Raw genomic sequence first — 14258 nt, 5'->3', positions numbered from 1 at the left:
GGTGCTGATCCGCCGGGAGACCCCGTGACCGAGGATCCCGCTGACGAGCTGGCCCGCGTCGTCCGTGAGCACGCGGGCCGGCTCGCCGCCTCGCTCATGTCGCTGCTCGGCGACTTCTCGGCCGCCGAGGACCTGGTCCAGGACGCGGTCGAGACCGCGCTGCGCCGTTGGCCGGAGGAGGGAATCCCGGACCGCCCGGACGCCTGGCTGTTCACGGTCGCCAGGCGGCGCGGGCTCGACGTACTCCGGCGTCAGGAGAACTACCGCACCAAGCTCAGCCACCTGCAGTGGCCGGTGCGTCCGGAACCCGACGACCGGCTCCGGCTCATCTTCACCTGCTGCCACCCGGCGCTGTCGCGGGAAGCGCAGATCGCACTCACCCTCCGCGTCGTCTGCGGCCTGACCACCGCCCAGATCGCCGCCGCGTTCCTCGTCGGTGAGACGACGGTCGCCCAGCGCATCACCCGCGCCAAACGCAAGATCGCCGACGCCGGGATCCCCTACCGCATCCCCCGCGACGACGAGTTGCCCGAGCGACTGGGCGAAGTACTCACTGTCATCTACCTGCTCTTCAACGAGGGGTACCTGTCCAGCACCGGCGACCGCGCACACTCCCGCGACCTGGTCGACGATGCCGAGTGGCTCACCGCGCTGCTGGCCGGCCTGCTCCCCGACGAACCCGAAGTCACCGGACTCCTGACGCTCATCCGGCTGCACCGCGCCCGTGTCGCCGCAAGGTTCACCGCCGACGGACAACTCGTCCTCCTCCAGGACCAGGACCGGGGCTTGTGGAACCACGCGGCCATCGCCGACGCAACGTCCTTGCTGACTCGTACGGCGCGCCGCCACCACTCCCCCGGTCCGTACCAACTCCAGGCCGCCATCGCCGCCTGCCACTGCGAAGCGCCGACCTGGGACGACACCGACTGGAAGCAGATCCTCGTCCTGTACGACGTCCTGCTCCGCTACCAGCCAACCCCTGTCACTCGCCTGCACCGCACCGTCGCGGTCAGGTACGTCCACGGCCCGCAGGCCGCCCTCACCGAACTGGACGACCTCGGCGCTGCACTCGGCAACTACCCGCTCTACCACGCGATCCGCGGCGAACTACTCCGCGCCGACGACAGAACCACGGAAGCCCACGAGGCCGACCGCCAGGCCCTCGAGCTCACCACGAACCCGGCCCAACTCCACCTGCTCCACTCCCGGCTGACCGACCTGTGAGGCTCGATCAGTCGGTGCGCTCGGTCTGGGCGTGGAAGGCTTCGACCGCGGTGGGGAGGGTGTAGAAGATGCGGTCCGGACCGAGGCGATCGATGAAGCCGGCAGCCTCCAGGTCGTTGCGGAGGTCCTGCTTGACTCGGGCCATCGCGAGGACGATGCCGCGCTCGGCGAGGTCCTCGCGGATCGAGTCGAGGGCGTCGATCGCGGTGATATCGATCTCGACGTTCGCCTCGGCGTTCAGCAGCAGCCAGCGGACCGGGGTCTCGGCGTCGTCGACGGCGGCCAGGGCACGGCGGCGGAAGTCGTCGGCGTTGGCGAAGAACAGCGGCGAGTCGTAGCGATAGACGACCAGCCCGGGGACGGGACGCGCGTCGGGATAGTCGTCGACGTCGTGCATGCCGGCGATCCCCGGCACGTAGCCCAGGATCCCGTCGTGCGGCCGCGCGACCCGGCGCAGCAGGTCGAGGACGGACAAGGCGACGGCGACGAGTACGCCGTACAGGACGTCCAGGGCGATCACGCCGACAGTCGTTGCCACGGCCAACAACAACTCGCTGTGCCGGAAGCCGGCGATCCGGCGGAACTCGGCGAGGTCGATCAGCCGCAGGGCGGCGAAGACCACGAGCGCGCCGAGCGCGGCGTTGGGGAACGTCGACAGCAGCGGGCCGGCGAACAGCAGGGTCGCGACGATCGCCGCCGCCGCGACCAGCGAGTACACCTGGCTCTTCGCGCCGGATGCCTGGGCAACCGCCGTACGGCTGCCGCTGCTGCTGATCGGGAACCCGCGGAACAGCCCGGCGGAGACGTTGGCGAGGCCGAGCACGAGGAACTCGCGATCAGGGTCGATGCGCTCATGCCCCTTGGCGGCGAAGGCTCGCCCGGTCAGCACAGTGTCGGTGTAGCCGACGAGCGCGATGCCCAACGCAGGCAACGCCAGCAGGGCGAGGTCGTGCGCGGTGACTCCAGGGAGGTCCGGTACCGGCAGCCCGCTCGGAATGTCACCGACCACCGACACTCCCTTGTCCTCCAGACCACCCGCCCAGGTGACCAGTGCGGCCAGCGCCACCACGAGGAGGGGACCAGGGAGCCGAGGGGCCCAGCGTGCCAGCGCCAGGAGCAGTGCCAATGCGGTCAGCGACAGCACCGTCGGCGCCAATTGCCACTCACTGAACAGGCGGATGGCCGACACCACCTTCGCGGCCGGCGAGTCACCACTCACCGGAGCGCCGGTCAGCCGTCCGAGCTGACTGGTGATCATGATCACTGCGATGCCGGTCATATACCCGACGAGGACCGGCTTCGACAGCAGGTCGGCAAGGAACCCCAACCGAGCCAGCCAGCCGATCACACAGATCGCACCGACAAGCAGAGCCAGTACGGCGGCCAGCGCCGCGTAGCGATCCGGATCACCTGCGGCCAACGGGGCAATCGCTGTGGCGGTCAGCAGCGCCGTCGTCGACTCTGGACCGAGCGACAACAGGCGCGAAGTGCCGAGCAGGAAGTACAACACCAGGGGTCCCAGCGCGACCCACAGCCCGGTCACCGCCGGCAGCCCGGCCAGCTGCGCGTACGCCATCACCTGAGGCACGAAGTACGCCGCCACCGTGACACCGGCGATGACATCGAACCGCAGCCACGCCAGCCGGTACTGCCGGAGCAACGTGACTCCGGGAGCACTCAACGACCACCGGCCCACCTCGCACCTCCCCGTCGTACGGTCGTCTGCTCATTGTGGCTGACCGAGTCCGGGACCTTCGGCCCTACTGGCGCAGCCGCTCCCGGTGGATGGTGGGTGGATGGACCGCACGGTCCATCCGCCCGGAGGAGACCATGACCACCCAACACCTGTTCGACCGCTCCCGCCTCGAGATCCTGAGTACGGCGGAGTGCCTGCGGCTGCTGCGGTCCGTGCCGCTCGGACGGCTGGTGTACACGGACGGCGGTCTCCCGGCGGTCCGCCTGGTCAACTTCGTCCTCGACGACGACACGATCGTGTTCAGCACCGGCCCCGGTGACAAGCTCCGGGCCGCCGAGCGCGGTGACGTGGTCGCCTTCGAGGCCGACGACGTCGACGCCGAACGTCATCTCGGCTGGACCGTCACCGCCGTCGGCCATCTCTCCGTGGTCACTCCGGACGAGATCGCAGCCGTGCGGCGGGCGCTGCCGCTGCACTCCTGGCTGCCGATGGACGACCCACACCTGGTCCGCCTGGGCATCGAGTCCGTCCACGGCCGCCGCCTGGTGCCGTGGGGTCAACGCCCGCGCAGCGGCGCGTAGCCCGGTCCCTCGGCCTGAGAGCAGTGGGAGGAGCCATCCGTTCAACCTGCGCTGTGCCGCCGAGTCGCTCGGCTACGGCACCTGGCTCGGACTCGCGCCGTACCCGGAGGAACCCGACCTGCTGGCCAGGATCGTCGTCAAGCCGACCGGCCAGCCCGACGACAGCCTGCGCGCTCTCGCCGAGCAGATCCCGAACCGGCACACAGACCGTCGCCCGTCCAACGCCGATCCCCTGTCGCAGCGTACCCGCGTGGCGCTCGTGAAGGCCGCGTACGCCGAAGGCGCAGACCTCGCCTGGCTCGACGAACCGGAGGTCCGCACGGTGCTCGACCTCGTCCGCGACACCGACCTGCGCGAGATCCACGACTGGCGGCGCCGCGCCGAACGCGCCCGCTGGGTCGGCGGCGACCGTACTGCCGACGGTGTCCCCAGCGAGGCGCTCGGACCACGCTCCACCTCGTACCCGGCCGCCGTTCGCGACCTGGGGACCCGGCCCACCGACCGGATGCGTCAGGAGACGACCTTCGAGAGTCATCCGGATCTCGCCGTACTGTCCACCGAGCAGGACGAACCGGCCGACCAGGTCGCCGCGGGACTCGCACTCGAACGCGTGCTGCTCACCGCGACCCGGGACGGCGTCAACGCCTCGTTCCTCAATCAACCGCTGGAGTACGACGACCTGCGCCGCGAGGTGCAACGCCTCACCGGGCAAACCGGGCACGCGCACATGATCATCCGCTTCGGTCGCGGAAGGACCGCCAAGGGCACCGCACGCCGCCCCGTCACCGACTTCCTCCGGATGAGAGAGCAGTCGTGAGCAGAACGCCCTCATCCGGATAGGGATCGACGTACAAGAGCCCGTCTCCCCTCGTCTCGAGCGCGGCGGCGTACTCGCGGTCGACCTTGTCCAACTGCACGAAGACGACCCCGGAGTCCGGATGAGGACCGACTGACGCCACATGCGTCGGCAGGCCAAGGTCGTACTGCCTGCGCATCAGCCCGAGAACCCACTGCAGCGTCCACTCGCTCTCGGTCTCCGTCGGCCTCCACCGCCTGAACCGAAGCCGCTCCGGAAACCTCACCAGCGACGGAATCTCCGTCCGCGCCCGGACCATCTCGTCGTACTCCGGGACGCTGACGACCAGCACGACTTCACCACCACCGTGCTCGACCGTCTCGGACAATCGCGCCCCGGCCTGCGGATTCCGCTCGACCCATTCCCTGACGACCTGCAGATCCGGCGACGCCGTCGCCGGCAGTTCACGATGCACCATGGCGGCCACTCCCCTCCCCTCCAGGCAAGCACACTGACGCGCGGCGGCTTGCCACGGGGCGGGTACGACGGCACACTCTCAGGAATTGGATCGAGCCGGGGGGGCATGATCCGCGGATGGGGGGCGGGGTAATGGTGCATGCGTGGAGTCGGTTCGGCAGGCCGGTGGGGGTCCTGCTGGCGGCAGCGATGGCGGTGTTCGGTCTGGTCGCGATGCCGAGCCCAGCTGAGGCGGCGACGCCCGCTCACGTCCAGAGTCGGGCCAAGCAGGTCAACGGCGCGCTCAACAGCCTGGCGTTCTCGAGCGCCAACACCGGCGGCAATCTGGTCGTCGTCTACCTGGTGTGGAACAACACGTCGACCGCGACCGTGACCGACTCCCGGGGCAACGTCTACGCGCCCGCAGCGCCGGTCCAGCGCTGGAACGGGAACACGCTCAGTTCCCAGGTGTTCTACGCCAAGAACGTCGCCGCTGGCACGAACACCGTCAGCGCGAGGTTGAGCAGCTCGACCTGGTCGGGCCTGTACATCCATGAGTACACGGGAATGGACAAGACGAGTCCGCTGGACGTCAGCTCGGCGGCGGTCGGGACCGGTAGCGCGATGAACAGCGGGACCGCGACGACCACCAACGCCCACGACCTGATCTTCGGAGCCGGCGCGTCCGCCGACACCGTCACAGCCGTGGGTACGGGATTCACCAACAGGCGAAGCGAGTTCGGCAACCGCACCGAAGACAAGCTTGTGACCACGACAGGTGCACACCAGGCCACCGCCACCCAGAACGGGTCGTCGTGGGTGATGCACATGGTCGCCTTCAAGGCTGACGTGGGCGCCATCGACACCACTCCGCCGACGGTCGCCGTGACCGCGCCGGCGAACAACGCGAGCGTCAGCGACATCGTCGCGGTCTCCGCCAACGCGTCCGACAACACCGGCGTCACCGGTGTCCAGTTCTTCGTCGACGGCGCGGCCAAGGGTCCCGAGGACACGACAGCGCCGTACGCGTTGAGCTGGGACAGTCGCACGGTCGGCAACGGCGCGCACACCTTGTCGGCACGCGCCCGCGACGAGGCCGGAAACACTACGACGTCGACAGTGATCAACGTCAACGTCGCGAACACGAACCACTTCCAGAACGAGATCCTGGCGACCGGGTTCGACCTGCCGACCACCTTCGAGTTCCTGCCGGACGGCCGGATGCTGGTCGGTGAGCTGCAGGGCAAGATCAAGGTGCTGCCGCCGCCGTACACCCAACCGAGCTCGACGCTGTTCCTGCAGATCGCGAACATCGGCTCGGCCGGCGTGCAGCAAGGCCTGTACGACATCGCGCTGGACCCGGGATTCGCGACGAACCGCTACTACTACGTCTTCTACACCCTCGGTACGCCGAACCACGACCGCGTCTCCCGGTTCACCGCGAACGCAACCCTCACCGGCACCGTGCCGGGCAGTGAGTTCGTGCTCTACGAGGACCCGCAGGACGCCGACGCCGAGCACCACGGCGGCGCGCTGAACTTCGCCAACGACGGGAAGCTGCTCTTCACGACCGGCGAGCACTTCATCCCCGAACTGGCGCAACTGCTGACGAACCCGCGCGGCAAGGTGCACCGAATCAACACCGACGGTACGGCGCCGACCGACAACCCGTTCTACGACGGGTCCGGCCCGAACATCGACACCATCTGGGCGCGCGGCCTGCGCAACCCGTTCCGGGCCTACTACGACCCGCCGACCGACCGCCTGTTCATCGGTGATGTCGGCGGCAACGATCCGGCGACGGCCGAGGAAGAAGTCAACCTGGCGACCCGCGGCGCGGACTTCGGCTGGCCCAACAGCGAGGGGCCGTGCTCGGCGCCGTGCACGAGCCCGCTGATCTACTGGCCGCACGCGGGCCGCGACGCCTCCGTGACCGGCGGCTTCGTCTACCGCGGGACCGCCTTCCCGGCGGCGTACCGCGGCGCGTACTTCTACGCCGACTACGCCCAGAACTGGATCCGCGGCGTCACGCTGGACGACAACGGAGCCGTCACGGGCAGCTTCAACTTCGAGCCCGCGGACGGCTCGGTCGACGGCCCGTACGGCGACATCGTCTATCTGGCCCAAGGACCGGACGGCGCCCTGTACTACGCCGACCTGGGCTACTCCGACGACAGTGGAACCTTCGGCGTCAGCAAGATCCGCCGCATCAAGTACGTCGAGTCCAACCAGGCGCCGGTCGTGAACGCCGTCGCGACGCCGGCCGCCGGCCCGACCCCGCTCGAGGTCACGTTCTCGAGCGCCGGCTCGTCCGATCCCGAGGGCCAGCCGCTCAGCTACGCCTGGACCTTCGGCGACGGCTCCACGTCCACCGAACCGAACCCGGTCCACACCTACACCACGGCCGGTGCGTACCAGGCCCGGCTGACGGTCTCCGACGGCGTGAACAGCACCATCTCCACGCCGATCGCGATCAACGTCGGCAGCCTCCCGGTGGCGACGATCCTGGCGCCCACCAACGGCGCCCAGTTCCAGGCCGGCGACGTCATCACCTACTCCGGTGACGGCACCGATCCCGACGACGGCTCGCTACCGGCCAGTGCATTCACCTGGAACATCGACTTCCTGCACGACGGTCACGTCCATCCCGGCACGCCGATCACCGGGGTCAAGAGCGGCAGCTTCACGATCCCCACCGAAGGCCACGACTACACCGGCAACACGCGCTACCGGATCACGCTGACGGTCCGCGACTCGACCGGCCTGAGCTCGACCAAGTCCGTCACGATCCTTCCGCAGAAGGTGAACCTGACCTTCGACAGCGTGCCGACCGGCCGGACCCTGTACTTCGACGGTATCGCGAAGACGACGCCGTTCGTCGCCGATACCCTGGTCGGTTTCCACCACACGATCGAGGCTCGCAACCAGGTCGCGGGCAACACGTCGTACACCTTCGCGTCATGGTCCGACGGTGGCGGGCAACAGCACACCATCACGGTGCCGGCGACGCCGCAGAGCTACACAGCGACGTTCACCTCGACGCCCCTGCCCAGCGGCCTGGTCGGCGCTTGGGGCTTCAACGAAGGCACCGGGACGAACGTGGGCGACTCGTCCGGCAGCGGGAACCACGGCACGCTGTCCGGCGCCACCTGGTCAGCAGCCGGCAAGTACGGCGCCGCCCTGTCGTTCAACGGATCGACGGGCAACGTGACCGTGCCGCACTCGGCCTCGCTCAACCTCAACTCCAGCTTCACCTTCGAAGCCTGGGTCAACCCGACCGCGCTGACCGCCTACCAGACCGTCCTGATCAAGGAGCTGACCGGCGGCTGCGGTTACTGGTTGCAGACCACCGGCACCACGATCGCCAGTGGCTTCAACAACAACGGCTGTCGCGAGCACGCGAGCAGCGCTCCGCCGATCCCGCTCAACCAGTGGTCGCACCTGGCCGCCGTCTTCGACGACGCCGCGAACACGTACACCCTCTACCTCAACGGTACGGCGGTCCTGACCGAGAGCGAGACCACGGCACCGGTGCCGAACACGCAAGCGCTCGTGTTCGGCCAGTCCGCCTGCACGAGCTGCGCCAACGAACGCTGGCGAGGCCTGCTCGACGACATCCGCATCTACAACCGGCCGCTCACTCCCGCCGAGATCCAGACGGACATGACTACAGGCATCTCGTAGGACCGCGGCTCGCTCCCGTTGCGCCGGGTGGCGCAGCGGGAGCGTGTTGCAGCCTCGGACTACGGCTTCTTGGCGACAGCGCCGTACGCGGAGATCGGTTGCGCGTCGGCCAGCTCGCGGTCGTCTTCGTGGGCCCACCACTGGGTGATCGACACGAAGCCGGGCTCGATCATCTCCAGGCCGTCGAACACCGCGCGGATCTCGTCCTGCGGCCGCGGCACGTAGGGCACGCCGCCGGTCTTGGCGTAGTTCTCGCACAACGTCACGTACGCCTGGCTGTCGGTCGTGCCGTCCCACATCGTGAGGTAGCTGCCCGACGGGACGGCGTCCATCACCGTGGAGATGATGCGGCGCAGGTCGTCGTACGTCTTGGCGTGGCCGAGCACGCCCATGAACATGACGCCGATCGGCTGGTTGAAGTTCAGCACGTTCTTGGCGTCGGCGATGATCTGCTCGGGCTCGTGGTAGTCGCACTCGACGTACGTGGTCACGCCCTCGGGCGTGGTGTTGGTCAGCAACGCGCGGGCGTGCGCGAGCACCATCGGGTCGTTGTCGACGTAGACGATCTTCGCGTCGCCGGACACGCTCTGGGCGACCTCGTGCGTGTTCTGCATCGTCGGCAGGCCCGTTCCGATGTCGAGGAACTGCCGGATACCGGCCTCGGAGGCCAGGTGGCGCACGGAACGCACCAGGAACTGCCGCGACTGCACAGCCATGGTGGTGATCTCCGGATCGACCTCCGCTCCGGCGTCGCCCGCGAGGCGGTCCACCTCGAAGTGGTCCTTGCCCCCCATCCAGTAGTTCCAGATCCGCGCCGAGTGCGGAATGTCCGTCCTGATCAGGGGACTGATGGCGTCAGGCATAGGCGAGAACTCCTCGGTCATGAAAGGCTGCGGAAGCCGGTACGCATCACACAAAGTGCCTGCAAAGTTCGCAGACTGTGACACTACAAGATTCTCGGCATGCTGTGTCGGAAATGCCAGTGACGAGGAGGCGACGGACGATGTCATCCAGCGCGGGCGAGCTGGTCACCGAGACGTTCGAGTACGACGGCGGCCGGCAGGTCACGGCGTACGTCCCATCCGGAACGCCCGAGGCGGTCGTGTTCGCCGGCGACGGGCAGCTGATCTCGCAGTGGGGCGAGTTCCTCAACGAGGCGGACGAGGTACCGCCGACGATGCTCGTGGCTGCGCACCGCCTGGACGACGAGCTGCAGCGGATCCACGAGTACTCACCGGGCTTCGACGCGGAGCGGTTCGCGGCGCACGAGAAGTTCTTCGTCGAGGACGTCCGCGAGTGGACGCGGACGCGCTTCGACGTCGCGCTGCCGCCTGAGCGCACTGCGGTGTTCGGTGTCTCCGCGAGTGGCGAACTGGCCCTCGCCACCGGCCTTCGCCACCCGGACATCTACGGCGCGATCTTCTGCGCCTCCCCCGGCGGCGGCTATCAGCCGCCCGGCGACATGCAGACCACGCTGCCGCGCACCTACCTCGTCGGAGGCACCGAGGAGCCTTGGTTCTACGAGAACGCAGCCCGCTGGGCCGAAGCCCTCCAGGCCGCCGACGCCGACGTCGTCATCACCGAACGCCCCGGCGACCACGGCGACCCCTTCTGGCGAGAAGAACTCCCCCTGATGGCGGCCTGGGCTTTCAACAGCTGACGATGGAATGTGACCGGCGTCACACTTTCTCCTGGGGCGGCTTGTGTAGTGTCCGGCGGCTCTCGATCGACGCAGTGACGTCTGCACACCAACCGAAGCAAGGAGCATGACATGCGCACCCTGATCGCCACTGCCTTCGTCTCGCTGGACGGCGTCGTCGACTCGCCCGGTGAAGACACCGGCTACCGCAACTCGGGCTGGACGTTCAAGGACATCGCCTTCGACGAGTCCGCCTACGAACTCAAGGGCCGCGAGCAGGACCAGGCCGCCGCCATGATGATGGGCCGGGTCAGCTACGAGGCGTTCTCGCCGGTCTGGCCGAACATGACCGAGGACTTCCCCCGCTACATCACGATGCCGAAGTACGTCGTGTCCACCACCCTGCAGGACGCCGACCTGGTGACCAACTGGGGTGACATCACCATCCTGCGGTCACTCGACGACGTCGCGGCGCTCAAGGAGACCGACGGCGGGCCGATCATCGTCCACGGCAGCGCGACCCTGAACCGCAACCTGTCCGACGCCGGCCTGATCGACCGCTACCACCTGCTCGTCTTCCCGGTCCTGCTCGGTGCCGGCAAGCGCTTGTTCAGCGACACCGACAAGGACAAGCAGAACCTGACGCTCGTCGAAAGCCAGTCGTACCCCAACGGCATCCAGAAACTGGTCTACGACACCACCACCACCTCCTGATCTCGCCTCGTACACGGACCCCGGGCCGATCCGGTTCACCGTCGGCCCGGGTTCGTCTTTTAGGTGCTTTAGGCAACTTCCAGGAAATTCCCCTGAACCGGTTGGCGACGGTGCCCGTGTAGCCCCCAACAGCGCGGCACGTCGATCCGAGGCAGCCGCGACAAATGGGAGGGGCCCGATCATGAGCAGCACGACAAGACGACTCCGCCGAGGTCTGAGCGCGGCAGCCGTCGCCGCCGGCATCGCAGTGAGCTTCGCCGGTACGGCGTCCGCCGCGCCGACGGGCGGCGTCGTCATCGACACCGGACAACTGATCGTCACCGGCACGAACAACGCCGACAACCTCACGCTACGCGTGCCGGCCACCAACACGTCGGTCCTCGAGGTCGACTTCGGCAACGGTACGACGCGCACCGTCAACCGCAGCGACTTCGTCCAGATCCAGGTCAACAGCCGCGCCGGCAACGACGTCGTACGGATCGACTACGGCGCCGAGGTGCAGCCGTTCACGATCGTGGACACCGGCAACGGCAACGACTCCGCGTTCGGTGGCAGCGGCAACGAACTCTTCCGGACCGGCAACGGCAACGACACCGTCGACGGCAACCGCGGCACCGACACGGCGTTCCTCGGCAACGGCACCGACACGTTCATCTGGGACCCGGGCGACGGCAGCGACGTCATCCAGGGCGGTCGCGGTCCCGACACCATGCTCTTCAACGGCGCAGGCGGCGCCGAGCGCTTCGCCGCCATCGCGAACGGTCCCCGCCTCCGCTTCACCCGCGACCTCGGCAACATCGTGATGGACACCGACAACGTCGAACGGGTCAAGCTGAACGCCCTGGGCGGCGCAGACACCGTCACCGTCAACGACCTCCGCGGTACCGACGTCCAGAAGGTCGACATCGACCTCGGCGCCCAGGTCAACACCGAGGGCGGCGACGCAGCAGTCGACGCAGTCACCGTCACCGGCACCCCCGGCCGAGACCACATCCGCGTCTCCGGCTCCAACGGAAACGTCCGCATCTCAGGCCTCAAAGCCGAGGTCGCCCTGTCGGACGCCGAACCAGCCGACCAACTGACCATCGACACCCTCACCGGCAACGACCGAGTCTCCACCGACAGACTCGCCCCAGGCACCATCACCCTCAACACCCTCTGACCGCCAACCGGTCAGGTGCTGGATGCGTCCGCTCGACCAACCCGAGCGGACGCACCAGCCGCCGGCGCGTCCGGGGTCTTCAGTCAGGACGCCGGCTGGGGGTTGGTTGGGCGGACGACGGCGATGGGGCAGGTTGCGTGGTGTAGGAGGGTCTGGCTGACGGAGCCGAGGAGGAGGCCGGCTACGCCGCCGCGGCCGCGGGAGCCGACTACGAGGATCGAACTGTCGCTGCTGCGCTCTGCCAAGACGGCGGCAGGCTTCCCGGCGACGACCTCGGCCCGGACTCGCACGCTTGGGAACTTGTCCCGGTACGGCGCCAGGCTCTCGGCCAGCCAGTTCCGCAGCAGCTCCTCCGCGTCGTCGATCGCCGCCTCCTGGCGAGCCAGCGGCTGCCAGCAGTAGACGACCTCGAGCGGGTTGCCGGACCGAGCCGCCTCCTGGAAACCGAAGAGCACAGCGGCTTCGGAATCGGCAGAGCCGTCGGTGCCGACCAGCACCGGACCGGTCGCGGGGGCTCCCCGCACCACGACCACCGGGCACGGCGCCTTCGCCGTGACAGCTGTCGCAGTCGACCCCAGCAAGGCAGCTCCGAGCTTGCTGTGTGGTCGCGAGCCGAGCACGACGAGCTCCGCCTCGGACGCCTCCTTCAGAATCGCGTTCGCCGCCTTGTCTCCGGCCAGCCAGCCGGATCCGTTCTCGTACCCCAGGCGATCGCGGACGAAATGGACCGCGGCGTCGAGCTCGGACTGGTACAGGTCCACCTGCACTTCGGGAACGTAGCCCTCGGCGCCGGTCGCGGGCCACTCGACGGCCTGGTCCAAGTAGGCGTACACCACCCGCACGGGCCGGCTCCGCGCAGCCGCAGCGTCGACCGCCCAGCGCAACGCGACCTGACTCGCGGGGCCGGCGTCGACCCCGACGAGGATGAACTTCCCTGCACTCTCCATGATCCGCCCTTCAGCTCGCTGCTCGGCGTACTACCAGCCAGGTAAAAGCAGTCGCGGCGGCTGCCGTTGCTGCTAGCAACAGGTAGCCGACGGTGTAGTCGCCGGTCGCGCTGCGCACCACGCCCATGACCAGTGGCGGGAAGAATCCGCCCAGGCCGCCGGCGGCGCCGACGATGCCGGTGGTCGCGCCGACCTGTTCTGGCGGAACGACCTTGGCGACCAGCGCGAAACAGGCCCCGGCGGCCGCGCCCAGCGCGGCAGCCAGACCGAGGAACGCGATCGTACCCACCGGCATGAGTGGCGCCTCGATTGCGGCCACGGCGGCCAGCACCGTGGTCGCCGCGAAGGCGGCGATCAGGATCGGAACCGGGTGCAGCCGGTCGGACAGCCACCCGCCCACCGGGCGCATCACCACCGCGACCACCACGAACCCCGCGGTCCGGAACGCGGCGTCCGACTGGGTCAGGTCGAAAGCGCTCCGCAGGTAGGAGGGCAGATAGACGCTGAAGGCAACGAATCCGCCGAACCCGACGGCGTACAGGAAGGCCAGCTGCATGGTCACCGGCCTGCGAGCCGTGCGCCAGGCACGACCTACGAAGCCATGGGGCGATCCAGCCGACCACCCCGGGGCCGGGAGCAGCAACCACGCTGAGACGACGGCGAGCACCACGAGCAGCCCCGCGACCAACAGAAACGGCGCCTCCTCACCCCAGGCGTCCGTGATCGGCACAGTGGTGAACGCCGACAGCGCCGTACCACCGGTCCCGGCGCCGAAGATGCCGATCGCGGTGCCGCGGCGGGACGGCTCGAACCACGAGTTCACATGCGGTACGCCGACCGCGAACGACGTGCCGCCGAGGCCGAGGAAGAAGCCGCCCAGCAGCAATGTGGCCAGGCTGTCCGCGACCAGTCCGATGAACAGGACCGGCAGCACGGTCAGCGCCGCGATCGCGGGCATCATCCGGCGGGCGCCGAGCGCGTCCGTGAGCGCCCCGACCGGGATCCGGCCGAGTGAGCCGACCAGTACAGGGGTGGCGACGACCAACGCCTGCTCGAAGGAGCTCAAGTCGAGCCGGTCGGCGTACCTGGCGCCCAGCGGGCTGATGAGTGCCCAGGCCCAGAAGGTCAACAGGAATCCGGTCGTCGCCACCGCAAGCTGAACCACCGGTCGCGCCGCTACACGGCGCGCCGGCACTTCGACTTCCGGCTGATCAGGCATCGAGGTCACCACTATGCCTCCTCACATCGTGCCGAGCCACCCGTCGGGCTCCCGTCGAGCCTAGGGAGCACGGGCCACCCGCAGTCAGGGGCAGAAGTCCCGTGATGCAAGGGCACAAGGACGCGGCCCACCCGCCAACA

12 protein-coding genes are annotated in these 14258 nt (G+C 68.6%); 7 read left to right on the top strand and 5 right to left on the bottom strand.

Going from position 1 to position 14258, the window contains the following annotated elements; translation table 11 throughout:
- Positions 1 to 24: 24 nt before the first annotated feature.
- Complete coding sequence (locus ACIBGM_RS25495) at positions 25 to 1224, top strand: sigma-70 family RNA polymerase sigma factor (RefSeq protein ID WP_360534434.1); 1200 nt, start codon at positions 25 to 27, stop codon at positions 1222 to 1224.
- Positions 1225 to 1231: 7 nt separating this feature from the next.
- On the opposite strand, the gene ACIBGM_RS25490 is transcribed toward ACIBGM_RS25495, so the two are convergent.
- Positions 1232 to 2905: a sulfate permease gene (locus tag ACIBGM_RS25490; RefSeq protein WP_360534432.1), complete on the bottom strand. Its 1674-nt coding sequence runs from the start codon at positions 2903 to 2905 to the stop codon at positions 1232 to 1234.
- Between the two features lie 149 nt (positions 2906 to 3054).
- Between ACIBGM_RS25490 and ACIBGM_RS25485 the strand changes: the two genes are divergently transcribed.
- Positions 3055 to 3501 (top strand): pyridoxamine 5'-phosphate oxidase family protein, encoded by a 447-nt coding sequence (locus ACIBGM_RS25485; protein WP_360534430.1) that lies wholly within the window; start codon positions 3055 to 3057, stop codon positions 3499 to 3501.
- A 250-nt stretch (positions 3502 to 3751) separates the two neighbouring features.
- Entirely contained in the window at positions 3752 to 4318 is a 567-nt protein-coding gene (locus tag ACIBGM_RS25480; protein ID WP_396386936.1) for a hypothetical protein, read from the top strand.
- Here the strand turns inward: ACIBGM_RS25480 and ACIBGM_RS25475 are convergent.
- Positions 4284 to 4775: a hypothetical protein gene (locus ACIBGM_RS25475; protein WP_396386935.1), complete on the bottom strand. Its 492-nt coding sequence runs from the start codon at positions 4773 to 4775 to the stop codon at positions 4284 to 4286. The genes ACIBGM_RS25480 and ACIBGM_RS25475 overlap by 35 nt on opposite strands.
- 116 nt (positions 4776 to 4891) lie before the next feature.
- Here ACIBGM_RS25475 and ACIBGM_RS25470 point away from each other — a divergent pair, with 116 nt between their 5' ends.
- Positions 4892 to 8437, top strand: coding sequence for a PQQ-dependent sugar dehydrogenase (locus ACIBGM_RS25470; protein WP_396386934.1), 3546 nt, complete (start codon positions 4892 to 4894; stop codon positions 8435 to 8437).
- 59 nt (positions 8438 to 8496) lie between these two features.
- On the opposite strand, the gene ACIBGM_RS25465 is transcribed toward ACIBGM_RS25470, so the two are convergent.
- Positions 8497 to 9300 (bottom strand): SAM-dependent methyltransferase, encoded by an 804-nt coding sequence (locus ACIBGM_RS25465; RefSeq protein WP_396386933.1) that lies wholly within the window; start codon positions 9298 to 9300, stop codon positions 8497 to 8499.
- Between the two features lie 140 nt (positions 9301 to 9440).
- Here ACIBGM_RS25465 and ACIBGM_RS25460 point away from each other — a divergent pair, with 140 nt between their 5' ends.
- The 3 genes from ACIBGM_RS25460 (at position 9441) to ACIBGM_RS25450 (ending at position 11952) form a co-directional block, all read left to right on the top strand.
- Positions 9441 to 10097 (top strand): alpha/beta hydrolase-fold protein, encoded by a 657-nt coding sequence (locus ACIBGM_RS25460; protein WP_360534420.1) that lies wholly within the window; start codon positions 9441 to 9443, stop codon positions 10095 to 10097.
- 111 nt (positions 10098 to 10208) lie between these two features.
- Complete coding sequence (locus ACIBGM_RS25455) at positions 10209 to 10790, top strand: dihydrofolate reductase family protein (RefSeq protein ID WP_396386932.1); 582 nt, start codon at positions 10209 to 10211, stop codon at positions 10788 to 10790.
- A gap of 181 nt (positions 10791 to 10971) precedes the next feature.
- Positions 10972 to 11952, top strand: coding sequence for a hypothetical protein (locus ACIBGM_RS25450; RefSeq protein ID WP_360534416.1), 981 nt, complete (start codon positions 10972 to 10974; stop codon positions 11950 to 11952).
- Positions 11953 to 12035: 83 nt separating this feature from the next.
- Here ACIBGM_RS25450 and ACIBGM_RS25445 read toward each other — a convergent pair whose 3' ends face one another.
- A complete protein-coding gene (locus ACIBGM_RS25445; protein ID WP_360534414.1) occupies positions 12036 to 12899 on the bottom strand; it encodes a universal stress protein in 864 nt (287 codons plus the stop codon).
- A 10-nt stretch (positions 12900 to 12909) separates the two neighbouring features.
- Complete coding sequence (locus ACIBGM_RS25440) at positions 12910 to 14118, bottom strand: nitrate/nitrite transporter (protein ID WP_396386931.1); 1209 nt, start codon at positions 14116 to 14118, stop codon at positions 12910 to 12912.
- Positions 14119 to 14258: the final 140 nt, after the last annotated feature.

Source organism: Kribbella sp. NPDC050470, assembly GCF_044458365.1.
Classification (GTDB): domain Bacteria; phylum Actinomycetota; class Actinomycetes; order Propionibacteriales; family Kribbellaceae; genus Kribbella.
Note: the sequence above shows the minus strand (reverse complement) of the source record. Positions and strands in the feature narration are given on the sequence as shown.